Source organism: Glycomyces dulcitolivorans (assembly GCF_003265355.1).
Taxonomy (GTDB): Bacteria; Actinomycetota; Actinomycetes; order Mycobacteriales; family Micromonosporaceae; genus Glycomyces; species Glycomyces dulcitolivorans.
The window spans coordinates 12,499-30,464 of the sequence record NZ_QFRW01000075.1 but is presented as its reverse complement, the minus strand read 5'-3'; the positions used below and the strand labels follow the sequence as shown (position 1 = coordinate 30,464).

The 17,966-nt window shown below is 70.1% G+C and carries 17 protein-coding genes and 1 pseudogene; 5 read left to right on the top strand and 13 right to left on the bottom strand.

The genetic code is table 11. The features are described from left to right. The first annotated feature begins 7 nt into the window (after positions 1-7). Complete coding sequence (locus DI269_RS06485) at positions 8-475, top strand: cupin domain-containing protein (protein ID WP_112134287.1); 468 nt, start codon at positions 8-10, stop codon at positions 473-475. An 81-nt stretch (positions 476-556) separates the two neighbouring features. On the opposite strand, the gene DI269_RS06480 is transcribed toward DI269_RS06485, so the two are convergent. The 8 genes and pseudogenes from DI269_RS06480 to DI269_RS06445 all read right to left on the bottom strand — a co-directional run bounded on the left by DI269_RS06480 (position 557) and on the right by DI269_RS06445 (position 9,110). After that, positions 557-988 (bottom strand): DUF6069 family protein, encoded by a 432-nt coding sequence (locus tag DI269_RS06480; RefSeq protein ID WP_112134286.1) that lies wholly within the window; start codon positions 986-988, stop codon positions 557-559. A gap of 22 nt (positions 989-1,010) precedes the next feature. Continuing rightward, on the bottom strand, positions 1,011-1,874 hold the full coding sequence (locus tag DI269_RS06475; RefSeq protein ID WP_112134285.1) for an NmrA/HSCARG family protein: 864 nt from the start codon (positions 1,872-1,874) through the stop codon (positions 1,011-1,013). A 146-nt stretch (positions 1,875-2,020) separates the two neighbouring features. Beyond that, positions 2,021-2,524 carry a MarR family winged helix-turn-helix transcriptional regulator gene (locus tag DI269_RS06470; protein WP_112134284.1) on the bottom strand — a complete coding sequence of 168 codons (504 nt, stop codon included), beginning with the start codon at positions 2,522-2,524 and terminating at the stop codon, positions 2,021-2,023. A gap of 153 nt (positions 2,525-2,677) precedes the next feature. After that, the gene (locus DI269_RS06465; RefSeq protein WP_112134283.1) at positions 2,678-3,700 is read right to left on the bottom strand and encodes a zinc-binding dehydrogenase; all 1,023 of its coding nucleotides are present in this window, start codon (positions 3,698-3,700) and stop codon (positions 2,678-2,680) included. Between the two features lie 83 nt (positions 3,701-3,783). After that, positions 3,784-4,859, bottom strand: a pseudogene (locus DI269_RS06460) (carboxylesterase family protein). Continuing rightward, a complete protein-coding gene (locus DI269_RS06455; RefSeq protein ID WP_112134282.1) occupies positions 4,856-5,260 on the bottom strand; it encodes an MmcQ/YjbR family DNA-binding protein in 405 nt (134 codons plus the stop codon). The pseudogene DI269_RS06460 and the gene DI269_RS06455 overlap by 4 nt, the downstream one beginning before the upstream one ends. Beyond that, a complete protein-coding gene (locus DI269_RS06450; protein ID WP_112134281.1) occupies positions 5,257-7,776 on the bottom strand; it encodes an excinuclease ABC subunit UvrA in 2,520 nt (839 codons plus the stop codon). Before DI269_RS06450 ends, DI269_RS06455 begins: the two co-directional genes overlap by 4 nt. Next, the gene (locus DI269_RS06445; protein ID WP_112134280.1) at positions 7,773-9,110 is read right to left on the bottom strand and encodes a replication-associated recombination protein A; all 1,338 of its coding nucleotides are present in this window, start codon (positions 9,108-9,110) and stop codon (positions 7,773-7,775) included. The genes DI269_RS06450 and DI269_RS06445 overlap by 4 nt, the downstream gene beginning before the upstream one ends. A gap of 210 nt (positions 9,111-9,320) precedes the next feature. Here DI269_RS06445 and DI269_RS06440 point away from each other — a divergent pair, with 210 nt between their 5' ends. Next, positions 9,321-10,289: a helix-turn-helix domain-containing protein gene (locus tag DI269_RS06440; RefSeq protein ID WP_112134279.1), complete on the top strand. Its 969-nt coding sequence runs from the start codon at positions 9,321-9,323 to the stop codon at positions 10,287-10,289. Positions 10,290-10,382: 93 nt separating this feature from the next. Here DI269_RS06440 and DI269_RS06435 read toward each other — a convergent pair whose 3' ends face one another. Next, the gene (locus DI269_RS06435) at positions 10,383-10,802 is read right to left on the bottom strand and encodes a hypothetical protein (protein ID WP_112134278.1); all 420 of its coding nucleotides are present in this window, start codon (positions 10,800-10,802) and stop codon (positions 10,383-10,385) included. Between the two features lie 73 nt (positions 10,803-10,875). After that, positions 10,876-11,001, bottom strand: a complete 126-nt coding sequence (locus DI269_RS28590) for a hypothetical protein (protein WP_269814143.1) — start codon at positions 10,999-11,001, stop codon at positions 10,876-10,878. Between the two features lie 569 nt (positions 11,002-11,570). Here DI269_RS28590 and DI269_RS06425 point away from each other — a divergent pair. The 3 genes from DI269_RS06425 to DI269_RS06415 all read left to right on the top strand — a co-directional run bounded on the left by DI269_RS06425 (position 11,571) and on the right by DI269_RS06415 (position 14,341). Continuing rightward, complete coding sequence (locus tag DI269_RS06425) at positions 11,571-12,002, top strand: hypothetical protein (protein ID WP_112134277.1); 432 nt, start codon at positions 11,571-11,573, stop codon at positions 12,000-12,002. A 67-nt stretch (positions 12,003-12,069) separates the two neighbouring features. Continuing rightward, positions 12,070-13,605, top strand: coding sequence for a multicopper oxidase family protein (locus DI269_RS06420; RefSeq protein WP_112134276.1), 1,536 nt, complete (start codon positions 12,070-12,072; stop codon positions 13,603-13,605). 184 nt (positions 13,606-13,789) lie between these two features. Next, positions 13,790-14,341 carry a cadmium resistance transporter gene (locus tag DI269_RS06415; RefSeq protein WP_112134275.1) on the top strand — a complete coding sequence of 184 codons (552 nt, stop codon included), beginning with the start codon at positions 13,790-13,792 and terminating at the stop codon, positions 14,339-14,341. 255 nt (positions 14,342-14,596) lie between these two features. On the opposite strand, the gene DI269_RS06410 is transcribed toward DI269_RS06415, so the two are convergent. The 3 genes from DI269_RS06410 to DI269_RS06400 are packed head-to-tail and all read right to left on the bottom strand — an operon-like array spanning position 14,597 to position 17,918. Continuing rightward, positions 14,597-16,174, bottom strand: a complete 1,578-nt coding sequence (locus DI269_RS06410) for an FAD-dependent oxidoreductase (RefSeq protein WP_112134274.1) — start codon at positions 16,172-16,174, stop codon at positions 14,597-14,599. After that, complete coding sequence (locus tag DI269_RS06405) at positions 16,171-17,070, bottom strand: alpha/beta fold hydrolase (RefSeq protein ID WP_112134273.1); 900 nt, start codon at positions 17,068-17,070, stop codon at positions 16,171-16,173. Before DI269_RS06405 ends, DI269_RS06410 begins: the two co-directional genes overlap by 4 nt. Beyond that, positions 17,067-17,918, bottom strand: a complete 852-nt coding sequence (locus DI269_RS06400; RefSeq protein WP_112134272.1) for an alpha/beta fold hydrolase — start codon at positions 17,916-17,918, stop codon at positions 17,067-17,069. Before DI269_RS06400 ends, DI269_RS06405 begins: the two co-directional genes overlap by 4 nt. Positions 17,919-17,966 lie beyond the last annotated feature (48 nt).

The following is a 17,966-nucleotide window of genomic DNA, read 5'->3' as shown; positions in this document are numbered from 1 at the left end:
CCGCACCATGACCATGGCCTATCTGGCCCAACCCGACCAGCAGCAGACGCTCGAATGGCTGGACGGCTCCACGTTCTCCGTCCTGCTCGACAGCGCGGCCACGAACGGGCAGCTCACCGTGGGAAGGTTCGCGGTCGGCAAGGGCGAGGCCCCGCCCTTCCACATGCACACCCGCGAGGACGAGATCTTCATGCTCATCAAGGGCACGGCGCTGCTGTGGCTGGGCGAGGAGGAGATGGAGCTGTCCGAAGGCGGCATCGTCTTCCTGCCCAAGAATGTGCCGCACGGCTACCGCATCACCTCGGACACCGCCGACCTGCTCATGATCGCCACTCCGGCGGGGATCGAGGGCATGTTCCGCCATGCCGGACGCGATGTGTCCACTCCGCGTCCCGAGGGCTTCGCCATCTCGCGCGAGAAGCTCGCCGAAGCCGCCGACCTCCACGGACAGGTCATCCTCGGCCCGCCGCGCTGAACCGGATGCCCGGCGCCGCTCGGCCGCGCATCGGGTACTGCGCCGCCCCAGGACGGGACGTCCTGGGGCGGCGCGGCCGTGTCAGCGGGTGGCGGGCTTGTCCCAGGGCCGGGTGGCGGCCAGCCAGGCGAGGCCGCCGACGATGTGCATGGACGCGAGCGTGAATGCGGTGGTCAGGTCGTCCGCGGCGAAGAACGGCGAGGCGACCGTGGCGAAGGCGAGGACGGCCCCGGCCCATCCGGCCCAGACGCGGATCCTCGGCGACCGCTTGGCGATGAGCCAGAGGACCAGTCCGGCGACCAGCAGCGGCCCCAAGGTGGCGCCGAGGGTCGCTGCGACGCCGACCTCGGTCGGCGTGGGGTCGTTGACGATCATCGAGGCGTCGGCGGCGCTGCCGATCCCGAGCGCGACGAGGTTGAGGGCCGCGGCGGCCCCCGCGGCGGCGAGCAGGCGCGGAAGACGGAGTGCGGTCGGTGCCGCGGTCGAGTCGAGACTGGTCGTGCTGGTGCTCATGGAAGTGCTCCTTGTGGTGGTGTCAGTGGGTCTTCGGGGTCCAGCCGGTGGCGGTGAGCCAGCCCGGCAAGTCGAGCAGGCCGGGCGCGAGCGACCGGGTGGCGGGGATGTCGGCCTGGTAGGCGGGGTCTTCGGCGAACCACTCGAACATCCGGTGCGAATCGGCGTCGCCCAGGACCGAGAGCGGCAATGCCTCGTACCGGGCCGGCAGGCCGGTGTGTTCGCCGATGGCATCGGCGATCTGGGGACCGGTGCGCTCGTCACCGGCGATCTCGATCGACCCGTCGACCGCATCCGGTTCCAAGAGCGCGGCGGCGGCCGCGGTGCCGATGTCGCGAACGGCGACCATCTGCAGCGGGACGTCCGCCGGAAGCGGGAGCCGGACGACGACCTCGCCGTTCTCGATCGCGGCGCCCATGAACGTCAGGTTCTCCATGAAGAAGACCGGCCGCACGAACACCGCGGGTACGCCGCGTTCGAGCAGGTACTCCTCGACGGCCCGCTTGCTCTCGAAGTGCGGGATGCGCGTGTGCCGCTCGGCTCCGCCCACGGAGCTGAAGACCACATGCGGCACACCCGCGGCTCCGTCCGCAAGGACCGTTCCCTGGCGGATCTCGTTCGCCGCCTGCCGGTCCCGCCCGGGCGTGGTCATGAAGAAGAAGGCGTCGACGCCCTCAAGCGCTGACCGGACGGTCGCGGGCGCGTCGAGATCGATCCGTGCGAGTTCGATCCCGCGCTCGGCAAGGGCACGGGCCGCCTCGGACCCGGGGTCGCGAACGAGCGCGCGGATCTGCGCGCCCCTGGCTTCGAGCGCGTCGACGACCGCGCCTCCCTGCTGTCCGGTCGCGCCGAAAACGGCGATGCGCTTCGCCGCAGTGGTGTCCATGGCTGACTTCCTTCGCTCTGGTCGATGGGTACGACAAGAACAATGTTAGTCGGCTAATTATTTATTCCCCGGGCTCCCTCGCATGGCCGAGCCCCTGGCCCCATGCGCAGCCGGCAGGGCCGGAGGTCTCACGAGTCGCGCACCGCCTAGGGGTGGTCCCCCGGGGCTTCGCAAGCGAACGGCGGGGCCTGGCCGTTTCCGCGCAGGTTCGCGACCGCCTCTTCCAGCAGCCGTTGGAACGTCTGGCGGTCGGCCTCGGGCATGTCGCCGACCGTGCGCCGCTCCAGCTCGGCCCAGATCCGCGCCACCGGCTCACGCAATGCCCGACCCTCCTCGGTGAGGGAGACCAGCCACACCCGCCGGTCGGCATCGGAGCGGCGGCGCTCCACGAAACCGGCCTTCTCCATGCGCGCGAGCATCTTGGTGACCGTCGGCGCCTCGATGCCCATCTCGCGAACTAGCACCGCCTGCGGCAGCGGCTCGGACGCCCACAGCTTCGAAAGCAGCCGCTCCTGCCCCGGCGAGATGCCGATCCGGCGCATGAGGGTGAACGCGAGCCCCCGATGCCCCATCACCAGCTCGGGAACCAGGGCGCTGATCGGCCCGATCTCGGCCAGACTCGGCCCTTCGGCGACGTGGTCGGAACTCATGATCGCACGATCCCCAATTGGTTCAGGCGGCTCAATGTCAGTGCGCAGACGAGCCTATCCCGCTCCCCGGGAACCCGGTCCCCTCATACCCTCGGAGGTCGTGCGCACTTGCGCGGTGTCTCGCAAGCCGCCCGGTCGCGTGCTGTTTCGCGTTCAGTCAAGGACGACCACGTGTTTGCCCGGTGTCGTACCGGATTCCAGGTCGGCCTGAGCGTCACGGACCTGCTCCAGGCCGTGGTAGACCCCGGCGATGGCGACGTGGAGTCGTCCGTTGGCGATGGCCCGCAGCTGGTGAGCGAGGACGTCGGCGGGCAGGTCGGCGGCTTCTCCCGCATAAACGGTGAGCCGGACCCCGCTGGGGATGTACGCGAAGGGGCTGAACTCGGGGATGACCCATTCGCCCGAGAGCGAGCCGGTGAAGCAGCCGGTGCCCCCTGTGCGCAGGGCCCGGAGCGTGTCTGGCAGGGCCGGGCCGCCCACCAGTTCCAGGGCCGCGTCGACTCCGTCCGGATAGAGTTCCCGCACCTGGCCGGCGACACTGCCGTCGTCGACGAGCGGGTGGTCGACGCCGATCGCGCGCAGTTCTTCGGCGCGTTCTGGTTTGCGGGTGGTGGACAGGACGGTCGCGCCCATGTCCTTGGCGATCGTCGCGGCGCTGAGGCCGACGGTCGAGGTCCCGCCCCGGATCAGGACCGTCTGTCCTGATCGCAGGTCGAGGCCCGTGGTGAGGGAGCCGTAGGCGGTCTGGAACATCTCCGGCAGCGCCCCGAGCGTCCCCCACGGCAGGTCCGACTCGAACGGGATGACCTGGTCGACCGGAACGAGCGTGTACTCCGCGTACGACCCGTCGAAGGACCGACCCATGCCGCCCATCATGGTCGCGACCTGCTGTCCTGACTGCAGGCCGCTGCTCTCGTCGGCCTGGTCCACTGCGCCGACGCCTTCGATGCCGGGAACCCGCGGGTAGGTGACATCGGGGTCCGACTCGCCCTTGCGGGTGGTCACCTCGGATTCGTTGACGCCGAACGCCTTCACCTTGATGCGCACCCAGCCCGGTCTCGGCTCGGGCACCGGCGCCTCGGTGATGACGAGTTTGTCGAGTCCGCCGGTTTCGGTGACCACGATCGCCCTCATCGTCACCGGTGTGCCGTCGCCTACTGCTGTGGATTCGCTCATGTCGGTTCCTTGCCGTGTTCGTTCCCGTGGAGGTGCAGATGGTGCAGGTGCCCGGGCGGTGCTGTGCCGCCCCGCCTTGGGTGTCAGGGTCGGTCGATGCCCTCCCACAGGTCAAGGGCCGCCCGGTAGTGGGCGCCGGCCTCGAACGGGGGGTTGCCGACGCTGTTCGAGACGGGTTGGTCGGTGACGGCGGGCCGCAGGCGGGTCTGCTCGCCGGTGGCGAAGTCGAGCACGATGTCGCGGATGCTCGTGTCGCGCTCGGCCTGTTCGGCACTGCGGCCTGGTTTCTCCTGGCCGACCAGGGCGTACATTTCGGTGCCGTGCACGGCGGGCGTGCCTTCGGCGGGCCCGATCAGGAGGAGATGGGCGTTGCCGCCGGCGGCGGCGTGGGCGAGAGCGCCGCGGGCCGCGGGGAGCGCGAAGAGGTAGTCCGCCATGACCGCGGCGCGGATCTCGGCGGGGGTGCGGCCGTCTTGGTCGTAGGCGTCGACGATCTGCTTCGCGCGGGAGCGGGAGATGCGCCATCCTGCGACTTCATCGGTGACGCGGTCGCGGGTGCGCGGGTCGAACCGGTCGAGGTCGTTCGCGACCCACCAGCCCATGTCGTCGCTGGCCATGCTGAGCAGGACGTCAATATCGCGGTGCGTGCCTGAGGCGAGGACTTCCATCGGGTGGGATTGCATCACCGCGCCGGGTTGCCCTATGCCCAGGACGACGCCGGTGGCCTGGTTGTCCACCCCGCCGCGGACGCCGAGGTCGGTCGGGAGGACCTTGCGCAGTGCGGCCATCAGGGTGGCCGGGTCGAGGTCGACCAGCTTGTCGGGGTTGAAGGTGGCATAGGCGCCACCGCTGTGGCCGTAGACGGTGACGTTGCCGGGGTCGCCGCCGTGGATGTACACGGCCACCGGGAGCGCCTTCGCCTCCGGCTGCTCGGGGCCCATACGTTCAGATTCAGGCAGTCCTCACCCATCCCGCTGTCCGCCTCGAGCCAATCGCCGCTGTCGGGCTGGATCGAGACGACCCCCTTGCGGTCGTACGGGAGGCCGGGATCGAAGTCCGCGACCGCAGGGCGGCGGAACCGTTCGGCGGTGGCGTACGGGATGCCCCACCAGGAACGCACCCCTGGTGCACTCGGTGCCTTGGGCGTATTGACGGTCATGGCATGCCCTTCCGGTCGGCGTCGCGAATCGCGTGCGCTGTCATTGGCCATTGGTCGTGGGGAAGGAGATCGAGGACGAGGTCGTAGGAGAGCACGACGAGGTCCTTCACCAGTTTCGCGGTGATATGCGGCCCGGGGCCGATGCTGATCCAGTGCCGCTTGTCGAGGTACCGCCCCTCGGTGATGCCGGGGTGCTCGTGCTGAAGCGCGCGCCCGTGGCCGGGTTCGCACTTGACGGTGACGATCGGCTCGTCCGGGTCGTCGGTGACGATGAGGAAGACTCTGCCGGCGACCTTGTAGACGTCGAGCTTGTCGACGAAGGGACGACCGTGGCTGGTGGCATCGAGTCCCTCGGCGGCGGAACGGGCGGCCCGCTGGAGCTGCGCTCCGGTGATGGTCACGACTCCCTCCCCTCCAACAGCGGCTTCAGATACCTGCCGGTGAGGGTGTCGGCGCGGGCGATCTCCTCGGGAGCGCCAGTGGCCACGATGCGGCCGCCGTCGATGCCGCCGCCCGGTCCCAGGTCGATGACGTGGTCGGCGCCGGCGATCACATCGAGGTCGTGCTCGATGACCACGACGGTGGCCCCGTTGTCGACCAGCCGCTGCAGGACCCCAAGCAGCACTTGGACGTCGAGCGGGTGCAGGCCGACGGTCGGCTCGTCGAGGACGAACACGGCATCGCGCTGATCGCGGTCGAGATCGGCGGCGAGCTTGAGTCGCTGCGCCTCGCCACCGGAGAGCGCCGGAGTCGCCTCGCCGAGCGTGAGGTAGCCCAGGCCGAGGTCGGCGAGCGTCCCGAGCCGGGCGCGGACCTTCCGGAGTCCACCGGTGTGCTCCAGCGCCTGGTCGACGGTGAACGCGAGGAGCTCGGGCAGCGTCGGGCCGTGGGGCCCGCGCCGGATCAGGTCGGCTTCGGATGCGTACCGGTGGCCCCCGCAGTCGGTGCAGACGATGTCGACGTCGGGCAGGAACTGGACGTCCAGCACGATCTGCCCCGTGCCGTCGCACGTCGGGCAGCGGAGCGACCCGGTGTTGTACGAGAAGTCGCCCGCCTTGAGCCCCGACCGTTTCGCATCGTCGGTCGCGGCGTAGGCGCGGCGCAGGTCGTCGAGGATGCCGCTGTAGGTGGCGACGGTGGAGCGCACGTTGACCCCGATGGGCACGGTATCGATGAGGTCGACCCTGGAGACGCCCGCAGGATCGATCGAGCGCACATGCTCCGGCAGCGCCTGCCCGGCCGCCTGGGCGCGCAGTGCGGGGACCAGGCTCTCCAGGACGAGCGTGGTCTTGCCCGAACCGGAGACGCCGGTGACCGCGGTGAGGCGCCCGCGGGGGATGTCGAGTTCGAGCGCGCTGACCGTGTGCAGGGGTCCGGTCGCCAGACGGATCCGGCCCAGGTCGAACATGCTGCGGGCGTCCGCCCGTCCGCGCCGGTGCACCCGTTCGCGCCCGGTGATGAATCCGCCGATGAGCGAGGCGGGGTTCCGGTCGAGGTCGCGTGCGGTGCCGGTGGCGATCACCGTGCCGCCTTCGCGGCCCGATCCCGGGCCGATCTCGATGAGATGATCGGCCTCCCTGAGGACCTGGACGTCGTGGTCGACGACGATGACCGAGTTGCCGTCCGCCAAGAGGCTGCGAACGACATCCAGCAGCCCGTCCACATTCGATGGATGGAGGCCGATCGAGGGCTCGTCGAGGAGGTACAGCACCCCGGTGGTGCGGTTGCGGACCGCCCTGGAGAGGGCGACGCGCTGGCGCTCCCCCGTCGACAGGGTGGCGCCGGCACGGTCGAGCGCAACGTATCCGAGCCCCAGTTCGGTCAGGCGCTCCGCGGTCTCCAGCAGGTCGCGCACGATGCTGTCGGCCATCGCGGTCATGGACGCGGGCAGGTTCTCGGCGACGGCGGGGAGCCAGTCGGTGAGGTCGTCGAGGGTCATGGCGGCGGCCTCGGCAAGGTCGATCCCCTCGACCAGCGTCGACCGGGCCCGGTCGTTCAGGCGGGTGCCCTCGCAGTCGGGGCAGACCTGGACGCTGAGGAACCGGTCGATCCGGTCGAGTCCTTTCGCGGTGGACGCGTTCTGCAGCGCCTCGCGGACGGCTTGCCGCGCGTTGCGGTAGGAGGCGTTGAGCTCGAACAGCTTCCCGTTCTTCGCGGGGTAGAGGATCAGCCGCTTCGTCTCCGGCCCGTTGAAGACGATCTCGCGTTCGGGCCCCGACAGCTCCTTGAACGGCACATCGGTGCGCACGCCGAGCTCGGCGGCGACCTTCGGCACGACCGTGAGGCCGAACATCTTCCAGGGCGCGACCGCCCCTTCGTCGATGCTCAATGACGGGTCGGGCACGAGCGCGGTGTCGTCGACCTCGCGGACGATCCCGGTCCCCTCGCAGCGCGGGCAGGCCCCCTCGCTGTTGAACGCGTACGACTCCGCGCTCGGCGGACCGAACACGACACCGCACTGGGGGCAGGTGAGCGGCAGGTCGAGCGCGACATCGATCGTCGGTTCCAGCCGGTGGCCGTTGGGGCACCGGTGGCGGCCCAGCCGCGAGTAGACCAGGCGCAGCCCGTTGAGCAGCTCGGTCGAAGTGCCGAAGGTGCTGCGCACGCCGGGCACGGGCGGGCGCTGACGGAGCGCGACCGCGGCGGGCACGTGCTCGACACTGGCGACGGCCGGGCGGGCGGCCTGGGTCAGGCGCCGGCGGGTGTAGGTCGACAGTGCTTCGAGGTAGCGGCGGGAGCCTTCGGCGTAGAGGACGCCCAGCGCCAGCGACGACTTGCCCGAGCCCGAGACGCCGGCGATCGCGACCAGCTCGCCGAGCGGCACCGACACGTCGATGTTCTGGAGGTTGTGGACGCGAGCGCCGCGCACCTCGATCGCCTCGGGAGCGGCGGGCCGCTTCGTTTCGCTGTGGCTCACCGTTCGGTCCTACCATTCCCGGCGCTGTCGCGCCGCCGTATCGCGCGCAGCTCAGCCCACCGCTCGAGCCGCTCGCCTACGCGCGCCTCATGGCCGTTGCGGGTCGGCCGGTAGAACCGCTGCCGGTCCATCCCCTCGGGGAAGTAGTCCGCGCCCGAGAAGCCGTCCTCGCTGTCGGGATCGTACTGGTAGCCCTTGCCGTACCCGATGTCCTTCATCAGCCGGGTCGGCGCGTTCAGAATGTGCTTCGGCGGGCCCAGGGAACCGGTGCGCCCAGCGCTGGCCGAGGCCTCGTTGAAACCGCGGTACACCGCGATCGACTTCGGCGCCGTCGCCAGGTAGACGACGGCCTGCGCGATCGCCAGCTCCCCCTCCGGCGAACCCAGCCGCTCGTACACATCCCACGCCGCCAGCGCCTGCTGCACCGCCTGCGGATCGGCGATCCCGATGTCCTCGTTCGCGAACCGTGTGATGCGGCGCGCGATGAACAGCGGGTCCTCGCCGCCGTCGAGCATCCGCGCGAGCCAGTACAGGGCGGCGTCCGGGTCGGAGCCGCGCATCGACTTGTGCAGCGCCGAGATGAGGTTGTAGTGACCCTCCTGGGCTTTGTCGTACAGCGGCGCGCGCTTCTGCACGGTCTCGGCGAGCGCGGCGGTGTCGAGCGGAGGCGTGCCCTCGGGCAGCTCCTGCAACTGCTCGACCATGTTGAGCAGGTACCGCCCGTCCCCGTCTGCCATCGCGATGAGCGCACCGCGCGCCTGCTCGTCGAGCGGCACGGGCCGCACTGCCCGCTCGGCGCGTGCGAGGAGCGTCTCCAGCGCGGCGGCGTCGAGCCGTTGGAGCACGAGCACCTGGCAGCGCGAGAGCAGCGCGCCGTTGAGTTCGAAGCTGGGGTTCTCGGTGGTGGCGCCGACGAGGATGATCGTGCCGTCCTCCACGTACGGCAGGAAGCCGTCCTGCTGTGCCCGGTTGAAGCGGTGGATCTCGTCGACGAAGAGCATCGTGCCCTGGCCGATCTCGCGACGGTGCCGGGCGGCGGCGAAGACCTTGCGCAGGTCGGCAACGCCCGCGAATGTGGCCGAGAGGGGTTCGAACGCGAGGTCGGTCTCCTCGGCGAGGAGCCGGGCGATCGTGGTCTTGCCGCAGCCCGGCGGGCCCCACAGGATCGTGGACACCGGTTTGCCGCGCGCGACCGTCCGCCCGAGCGGCGCGGCCGGTGCCAGCAGATGGTCCTGGCCGACGACCTCGGCGAGTGTGCGCGGCCGCAGCCGGTCGGCCAGCGGACGCGGCGGGTCCTGCCCGAACAGCGGCAGCACCGGAGGATCGAGGTTCACCGGCGGCTCCGCTCTTCGATGGTCTCCTCCGGCTCGCGAACGGTGCAGCCGATCGTTTCCATGTCGGCTCTCACGTCTTTCCTCCCTGGACTTCGAGGCCGGGTCGCCCGCCACCCCGCCAACCTGCGGTGCGGAGCGGGTTGAGGTGTCGCCCCACGGGATATTGTTTCCGGATTCGGATGGTTTCGAGTCGCAGAAGACGGACAACTCATGGTCACCAGCGGACACTTGGGCGGATCGGCGCCTGACGCCTCCTCGAGCGCTCCGGCGCCGCTGTACGGGTTCCAGCCGCCGGTCGGCACTCCGTACGGGTTGGAGGTCACCACGATCGAGGACTTCTTCGACCGGCACGACGACTGGCCGTGGAATCCTCCTCGCCCCGGACGCGCCGCCTTCCACTACCTGATCCTGGTGACCTCCGGCGAGTTGCTCCACGACGTCGACCACGTCACGCGCACCGTCGTCCCCGGCCAGTGGCTGTGGGTCCGTCCCGGCCACACCCAGTGCTGGCATGCGCCCGGTACCGCACGCGGGCCGTTCATCCTGTTCGAACAAGAGGTCCTGCGCCCCGAGACCGCCCCGCTGCTCGCCGCCGCCACCGCCCACGACGCCCCCGCCGTCCTGGCCCCGGGCGCCGACGCCCACTGGGCCGAGCAGACCGCGTTCCAGCTCTTGGACGAGCACCGCGCGTTTGGAAGACGCCCGCTCGAACTGCATCATGCGCTGCGGCGCAGCCTGCTCGAGGCGTTGCTGCTGCGCCTCGCCCACGCCCCTGGCATCGCCGCGCCGCCACCGCCCGCTGCCGTCGGCGACCAGCGCGCCTCGACCTACCGACAGTTCCTCGACGCCCTCGAACTGCACTTTCGCGAACTGCACCGTGCGGACGACTATTCACGGCTTCTTGGCTGCTCGACTCGCACCCTCACCCGAGCCGCGCATGCCGCGGCTGGCACCGGGGCACGGGAGGTCATCGACGAGCGCCGCCTCCTTGAGGCCCGCCGCCTCCTGGCCACCGGCCGGACGGCCGCCGCCGTAGCCGCCCACCTCGGCTTCCCCGATGCCGCCAACTTCGGACGCTTCTTCCGGAGTCGCACCGGACTTTCCCCCGCGGCATACGCGGCAAGGCAGGCACACCAAGACGCCGAACCTGACCGCCAGTGTCCGGACAGCGGCTCATGATGCCGTGCAGTTCGTTGACATCCGCGGCGTGAGAGGCGCATCGATCTGCCGCCAGAACCGGCTGCGGGACACCTCTCGCGGTGCCGCTTGCCGTCAAGATCGGCGTACGGCGGGGAAGAGCCGGCCCGCCGCCGCGACGACGGCGCCGCGGCGCCGCTGGAGACAACGCTCGCGCTCGGCCGGGTCGGAGGGAGGGAAGTCTGCGTATCCAGTCCAGGCTGCGGCGATCTGATCGAGCGGCTGGATCCGGGCCGAGTACTTCTCGGCCCCGGCTTCTCGCAGGACGGTCTTCACGCTCGACAGACCGATCGAGTACCAGGTGGCGAGGTCCTTCTGGAGGGCCCCGGCGAGGTAGTCCGCGATGAGTCGTCGGCGGTCCTTCGGGGCCGGCCGTTTCCAGCCCTGCGGGTCCTCGATTTCCGCGGCGATCCCGTACACGCCGCCTCCGATTCGCACGTTGCCGTCGCGGGTGAGGAAGGGCGCATGCTCAGGTTTGATGCGAAGCTTCTCCATGAGCCGTCTCCTTAAGGGACTTGATCGGTTCGCGGCGAGCGGCGCAGCTCACGGAAAAGGCTGTTCCGAGGACTTACCGGCTCAGATTGGAGCACGCGCCGGTGGTCTCGATCTTGTCGAGCTTGCGGATGGTGAGCTTCCGGGCGACATTCGCAGCAGGCTTTTCGATGTCAGCGTTCCGGTGGGTTTCCGTGGACATGGCGATCCGTTCATTCGAAGTGGATCCTGATGACCAGGACTTGACAACCAGTCTCGTGTCGGGAGTTATTCAGCGATCACTCACGGCTTAAATCTCCGCAGAACAGGGCTGCACTGCCAAGGGGGCAAAGTCGAGTTGGCGAAGCAGGAGTGCGGCGAGCACTGGCTCGGTGGCCATGATCCGACCGGGGACCAGCATGTTGTTGAGGAACAGCGACCGCAGTCCAGGACCTCCCATGAGGTGCCGCCACCCGTTGAACACTGCGCCGGCGGGCGCCTGCGACCCGAAGCTAGAAGTCGTCCCCTTCTGGTTCGTTCCAGAACCAAGATAAAACCTCTCCGGAAAAACGGAGGGAGCACACCGAGGCCGAACACGTCCGTCCACTGGTCGACGGACTCCTGCAGCAGCTGGTGGGGCACGAGCCAGTCCTGCGCTCGTTCAACAGCATTGAGTCCCCTAGTGGTCCTGAATACCCCGCTGGGGTATAATCCTCGGGAGTGTCGATGTGATGTCTGCCGAGGAGATGCAGGACGTTCTTCCCACCCCCGCTTTGATTTCAGGGTGATGCCATGGCTCGCAGGATCGCGCGTGTCGCGCTGGTCGCGGTGCTCGTGGTGGGTGTGGTCGCGATGCACTCGTGGGGCCATCGCGGGCACACCGGGGACACTGAACCAGAAGCGCAGACCACTCACTCCATGGTTCAGCATCATGGGCAGATGGCCCATCACGGATCGGGCGAGACCGGCCGGGAAGCCGATCCGGATTCCGATGAGGATCCGGGCGGGCTGCTGTCGCTGCTCGGGGTGATGGCCTGCGGGGTGCTGCTGCTGCGAGCCGTCGCCGAGACCCTGCGCCCACTCGTGTCCCGGCTCCTCGCCGCGCTGTCCGCACCGGCGCGCGCGCTCGAATCCCTGCGGGCCCGGCGCGGGCGCCATCGACCACCGCTGTGGCGGGCGCCGACATCGGTGCTGCTCAACCGGGTCGCGGTGCTGCGGATCTAGATGCGGCCCCCGAAAGGGGGTAAGCCGCCGCTTCCAGATCCACAGCAACCGAAAGGCCTCCTTCATCATGCGTACACTGACACGTCGTTCCGTGCTGCGCGGCACTGCCGCCGCGCTCCCTCTCGCCTCACTCGCCGCCTGCTCCGAGGACGGGCCGGCCGCCCCCTCGTTCGTCGCCCCCGACTCCGAGCGGGTCGCCGCGGCCGAGGCCGCCCGCAACCCCGGCACCGTCCGGGAGTTCCACCTCGACCCCGTCGTCGCCGAGGTCGACCTCGGCGGCGGCCTGGTCGTCCCCACCTGGTCCTACGGCGGCACCGTCCCGGGCGCTCCGATCCGCGTCAGCCGCGGGGAGCAGGTCAAGGCGGTGGTGTCCAACGGCCTGCCCGCGGGGACCACCGTGCACTGGCACGGGCTCCAGATGCGCTGCGACGCCGACGGCGTCCCCGACCTCACCCAGGACCCGATCGAGCCGGGCGCGACCTACACCTACCAGTTCACCGCGCCGGACGCGGGCACGTACTGGTTCCACCCGCACATGGGCACGCAGCTCGACCGCGGGCTCTACGCCCCGCTCGTCGTCGACGACCCCGACGAGGCCGTCACCTGGGACCTGGAGTGGACCGTGGTCCTCGACGACTGGATGGACGGCGTCACCGGCACCCCCGACGACGTCCTCGCCGAACTCGCACAGGGGATGGGCATGGGCGGGACGGGCTCGGGCGGCGGCCACGACGGCCACGACGGCCACGACGGCCACGGCCAAGCCGCCACCGAGGACTCGTTCCTGCTGCACGGATCCGAGTCCGACCTCCTCGGCGCCGACGCCGGGGACGTCCGCTACCCCCACCACCTCGTCAACGGCCGCATTTCGGCCGACCCCGAGGTGTTCGCCGCCGAACCCGGTGCGCGCGTGCGCGTCCGGATCATCAACGCCGGTTCCGACACCGCCTACCGTCTCGCCCTCACCGGGCACCGGCTGACCGTCACCCATGCCGACGGATTCCCCTGTGCCCCGGTCGAGACCGACGCGATCCTGATCGGCATGGGCGAGCGCTACGACGTTCAGGTCACCCTCGCGGACGGCGTATTCCCCCTCGTGGCCGAAGCCGAAGGCAAGGGCGCCCGCGGACGGGCGCTGGTGCGCACCGGAAGCGGAGAAGCACCGGCGGCCGACTTCGCGCCCGCCGAGCTGGGCGGCCGCGTCCTCACCTACGCCGACCTCGCGCCGACCGACCCGGTCACGCTGCCCGCCAAGGAGCCCGATCGGACCATCGACCTGGAACTGACCGGTTCGATGATGATGTTCGACTGGGCGATCAACGGCCGCCCCCACGACCTCGGCAACCCCTATCCGGTCGAAGAGGGCGAGCGGGTCCGGCTCCGGTTCATCAACGGCGACGCCATGTGGCACCCGATGCACCTGCACGGCCACACCTTCGCCCTCGCCGATTCCGGTCTGCGCAAGGACACCGCGATCGTCCTGCCCGGACAGACCCTCGAAGTCGACTTCGACGCGGTCAACCCCGGGCTGTGGATGGTCCACTGCCACAACCTCTACCACGGTGAAGCCGGCATGATGGCCGCCCTCGGCTACCTCGCCTGACGATCGAACGAGCCCGGCGGGAAACCGCCCGCCGGGCTTGGCAGGCGTCCAACAGGAGTCACCGTCGGTTCTGGATCATTCAGTGACTGTCTCCCAACGGGTTCGGCCGAGTCGGCATCGAGCCGCGGTGCGGCGCAGACCGAAATCGCATCAGCAGTACATGATCTCGTGAATACACGATTTCATGTACTACCGAGTGCACGGAGGCGCTCACCCGCGGGCTGCCAGGTCAGGTCAGACTCTGGGCTGCATAGAGCGCGGCGGGCGCGACGACGGCGACCGAGAGCCCCGCGCCAGCCAGTACCTCGGCTTCGCCGCCATCCTCGTCGTCGCCATCGCCGCCGCGTTCGGGGCCACGTTCCTGCCAGAAGCCGCCGTCCCCTACCTCGGACTACTGCCGCTGGCACTGGGAATCAGGGCCGCATGGCGGGCCTGGCGCGCACGCCGCACTCAGCAACAGGGCGAGAGCGACGACCGGGCCGCCGGGCGCGAGAATGGCCCGCGCGCCGGGGAGGTCGCGACGGTCACCTTCGCCAACGACGCGGACAACATCGGCGTCTACGTCCCGGTCTTCGCTGCGGTCGGCATCGGCGCGATGAGCGCCTACGTGGCCGTCTTCCTCGCCCTGGTGGCGCTGTGGTGCGCAGCGGGCAGGTACTTCGCCACCCGCCCGCTCATCGCCAGAGCCCTCGGCCGCTGGGGCCACGTCCACCATTCTTGGGCGCACCACCTCTGAGCAGGTGAAACGAGTTCGGATTCGGGTGCCTGAGGGACCGGTTCCGAACTCAGGCACCGATCCCACCGGGCAAGGTAGCGAGTAAGGCCGATCCCTGCCTTGAGCGCTAGGTTGAGAGGCCCTGTGCCGCGGGTGCCTTCAAGGGCCGAGGTTCATCCGGTCGCACTGGGGAGTCCGGCGGATCGCCGGTCGGGGATTTAGCGTCGCCGCCGCCGAAGGAACAGTCTGCTCCGGTGTACTCGGCCTGGACACGGCTCATTCGCCGACCCTCTGGTCAGTGTCCGGTACGGTGCGGCTCCCTGGAGCGGGCGTCATCCTCTGGGCGGCGGCGCGGATGCCCGCGGAGTGGTCGCTGGTCGCAATGTGTCCGATGTAGCCGTCGGGTCGTACCAGGAGCAGGGTGTCCTCGATGAGCCCGTGCATTCGGGTGAGGGTCTGCGCGGGGTCGGTGAGGACGTGGTCGGCGCGGTCGGCGGTGGCGCCGACGGCGATGCGTCGCAGCGGCGCGCCGGTCTCCGCCCATTCGAGCCCGTTGAGCGCGTCGGCAGCGTTCGGGCCGTGGGCGAGGATCGTGAAGTGCGGTCCTCGCATCAGGTCGAACAACCGCACCTGCTCGCCGCCGGGACCGCGCAGTACGGCGCCCGGGATCCGGTCGCCCGCGCGGAGCGTCTCGGTGCGGTCGCCGCCGGCGGGGGCGAGCGGGCCGCCGAAGTAGGTGAGGGCGAGCTGCTGCTCGTCCTTGCCGCGGCGGATGCTGGAGGGGTCGAGTCTGGCGATGCCGTCGTACTTCTTCGTGGCGAGCCCGAGCACCCCGGCGGCGATCGGCATCCGTTCGGCCTCATAGGTGTCCAAGAGCGCGGGATCGGCGCCCGCGAGGACTTGGGCGAGTTTCCATCCGAGGTTGTAGGCGTCCTGGATGCCGGTGTTGAGTCCCTGCGCTCCCGCCGGGGGGTGCACGTGTGCGGCGTCGCCGGCGATGAAGACCCGGCCCTTGCCGTAGCTTTCGGCGAGGCGGATGTTGGGCCGGAACACCGACGTCCACTGTATGTCGGTCAGCGTGATGCGCCGGTCGCCGGTGGCCTTGCGGATCCGTTCGTTGAGCCGCGCCTCGTCGAGCATGGGCTCCTCGCCGGGTGCGAGCCGCACCATCCACTGGAACAGTTCGCCGCCCGGCAGCGGGCAGGCGCCGGTGAACTTGCCTCCGGTGCGGGGCCACAGGTGCCAGCGGTTGCGGGACAAGCCGGTGGTGACGGCGTCGACGATGACGATCCGGTCCTGTTCGTCGGTGGATCCGGTGAACTCGATACCCAGTTGTCTGCGGACGCGGCTGGAGCCGCCGTCGGCGCCGACTACGTATCGGGCGGTGATCGACTCGGTCCCGGCCGGGCCGGCGACCTGGGCGGTGACGTGGTCGGCGTCCTGCGCGAGTTCGACGAGCACCGTCGCGAACTCGACGTGCCCGCCGAGCTCGCCGAGGCGGTCGTGCAGCGCGCGGTCGGTGCGGAACTGCGGGATCAGCCAGGTGTCCGGATACGGGACCGCCGGGCTCGGCCTGCGGTGCTTCATCATGCGGAAGGGGACGGTCACGGGGCCGAAGTGGATGCCCGTGAGCGGGTAGAGGCTGCCGCCGTCGAGGACGTCCTCGAGCGCGCCCAGGTCTTCGAGCACCTCCAGGGTGCGCGGCTGGAGGCCCTTGGCCCGCGATCCGTCGAAGGCGTGGTCGTTCTTGTCGATGACGCGGACGTCGAGGCCGCGGCGGGTGAGGTCGATCGCGAGCGCGGTCCCGGTCGGCCCGGCGCCGACGATCAGGACGTCGAGGATCCGCTGGTTCATGATTCGTGCCTTTCAGTGTGTTCGGCGATGAACGCGGCGATGCGGTCGGCGACTTCGCGTGGTCGTTCGAACGGCGCCATGTGACCGCACTCGGCGATGACGTGGCACTGCTGCGGTTGCAGCAGCGATCGTGCGGTCCGGAGCCGGTCGATGGGCGTGACCTTGTCGTCGTCGCCCCAGAGCACCAGGGTGGGCACACCGAGTGCGCCCGCGCGCCGGAACTGGTCGGCGCGGCCGGACAGCGGCAGGTGCTGCAGCGTGTCGAAGAACGCGTACAGCGAGCCTTCGTAGCGGTAGGCGTCGAGGACCATCGCGGTGAGTTCGGCGGAGCGCCCAGGGTCGCGCACGTTGTGGCCGAGGTGGCGTTCCAACAGGCGACGGCCGAACCGCCGGGCGGCGAACCCGGCCAGCAGGTCGCCGGCGAGCAGCCGGTGCGGCGGCAGCGGCTGCCGCAGGAGTCCGGCGGGTCCCGACAGCGTCAGCGTCGCAAGGGAGTCGCGATGCTCCTCGGCGTACCGCATCGCGACGAGGGCGCCCATGGAGGTCCCGACGAGGTGCACCGGCCGGGAGACGCCCAGCTCGTCCCGCAGCTCGGCGAGCTGGCGGGCGAACAGCGCCTCGTCGTAGCGGGCCCGGACGCGGTCCGAGTAGCCCCGCCCGTAGGCGCTGCAGGCGAGTGTGCGGATGCCGCGGTCGTGCAGCTGCGCGGCCAGGGCGTCCCAGTAGAACAGCGGGACGGTGAGCCCGCCGGCCAGCAGGGCCACCTCGCCGTTCTCGGGGCCGGCGAGTTCGTAGTGGGTGACGCCGTCGGACAGTTCGATGAAAGAGCCACGCAGGTGCTGCCGGGAGGCGGGGTCGAGGCGACGATCCTCCTCAGCGTCCACGAAGTACTTCATTGTCGGCCTCCTTGGGGCGGTTGGTCGCTCGCGGGCAGGGTCTGGAGGAACGCCGCGACGGCGCTCGCGACCCATTGCGGGTCCTCTTCGGGCAGCAGGTGGCCGCCGTCGGGATGGACCAGTTCCCTGGCACCGGGGATGTCGCGGGCGAAGTGCTGGCCGTCGATGCCCGCACTGCGCAGCACCAGCGTCGGCACCGCGATGCGCGGAATCTCGGCGCTGCGGTCGGGCTGGTCGGTGTTGACGAAGTCGATGAAGGCCGACCGGTTTTCGGGGCGGTTCATCAGCTGGTACGCCCGGTCCACCATCTCCTCGTCGACGAGGCCGGAATGCGGGCCGACGGCCGAACGCAGGTTCCGCTCGACGGCGCTGCGCGGCATCACCCGGCGCAGGAGGGGACGCAGCAGCGGGTTGCGGGCCAGCCGCAGACCCGCGGGAACCGACTTCTCCGGGTAGCCGGTGGCGTTCACGAGCGCCAGTCCGGCGACCCGCTCCGGACGGCTCAGCGCGAGGTTCCACGCGATGTTGCCGCCCAGCGAGTTGCCGACCGCGAAGTACCGGCGCACTCCCAGCACCTCCAGGAAGCGGGCGACCGCGTCCGCGTAGGTCGGTACCCGGTAGTCGCGGTCGGCCCGGGGCCCGGTGAGTCCCCAGCCGGGCAGATCCGGACGGATGACGTCGTACGACCCTGACAGGAAGGCCGCCATCCGCTCGAAGTGGTGCAGTGACGAGGCGCTGCCGTGCAGCAGCACGAGCGCGGGCCCGCGGCCGGCGCGCTTGTAGTGGACGCGCAGACCGTCGACGGTGGCGAACTGCGAATCGGCTTGCGGTTCAGACCAGATCATCATAATGGATACAGTGTAGCCGATATAAGGGCCGAGTGGCTCCGATCCGTT

Coding starts and splice junctions, on each gene's coding strand:
- DI269_RS06485 (WP_112134287.1), top strand. CDS start 8: ATGACCATGGCCTATCTGGCCCAACCCGACCAGCAGCAGACGCTCGAA.
- DI269_RS06480 (WP_112134286.1), bottom strand. CDS start 988: ATGAGCACCAGCACGACCAGTCTCGACTCGACCGCGGCACCGACCGCA.
- DI269_RS06475 (WP_112134285.1), bottom strand. CDS start 1,874: ATGGACACCACTGCGGCGAAGCGCATCGCCGTTTTCGGCGCGACCGGA.
- DI269_RS06470 (WP_112134284.1), bottom strand. CDS start 2,524: ATGAGTTCCGACCACGTCGCCGAAGGGCCGAGTCTGGCCGAGATCGGG.
- DI269_RS06465 (WP_112134283.1), bottom strand. CDS start 3,700: ATGAGCGAATCCACAGCAGTAGGCGACGGCACACCGGTGACGATGAGG.
- DI269_RS06440 (WP_112134279.1), top strand. CDS start 9,321: ATGGTCACCAGCGGACACTTGGGCGGATCGGCGCCTGACGCCTCCTCG.
- DI269_RS06435 (WP_112134278.1), bottom strand. CDS start 10,802: ATGGAGAAGCTTCGCATCAAACCTGAGCATGCGCCCTTCCTCACCCGC.
- DI269_RS28590 (WP_269814143.1), bottom strand. CDS start 11,001: ATGTCCACGGAAACCCACCGGAACGCTGACATCGAAAAGCCTGCTGCG.
- DI269_RS06425 (WP_112134277.1), top strand. CDS start 11,571: ATGGCTCGCAGGATCGCGCGTGTCGCGCTGGTCGCGGTGCTCGTGGTG.
- DI269_RS06420 (WP_112134276.1), top strand. CDS start 12,070: ATGCGTACACTGACACGTCGTTCCGTGCTGCGCGGCACTGCCGCCGCG.
- DI269_RS06415 (WP_112134275.1), top strand. CDS start 13,790: ATGTACTACCGAGTGCACGGAGGCGCTCACCCGCGGGCTGCCAGGTCA.
- DI269_RS06410 (WP_112134274.1), bottom strand. CDS start 16,174: ATGAACCAGCGGATCCTCGACGTCCTGATCGTCGGCGCCGGGCCGACC.
- DI269_RS06405 (WP_112134273.1), bottom strand. CDS start 17,070: ATGAAGTACTTCGTGGACGCTGAGGAGGATCGTCGCCTCGACCCCGCC.
- DI269_RS06400 (WP_112134272.1), bottom strand. CDS start 17,918: ATGATGATCTGGTCTGAACCGCAAGCCGATTCGCAGTTCGCCACCGTC.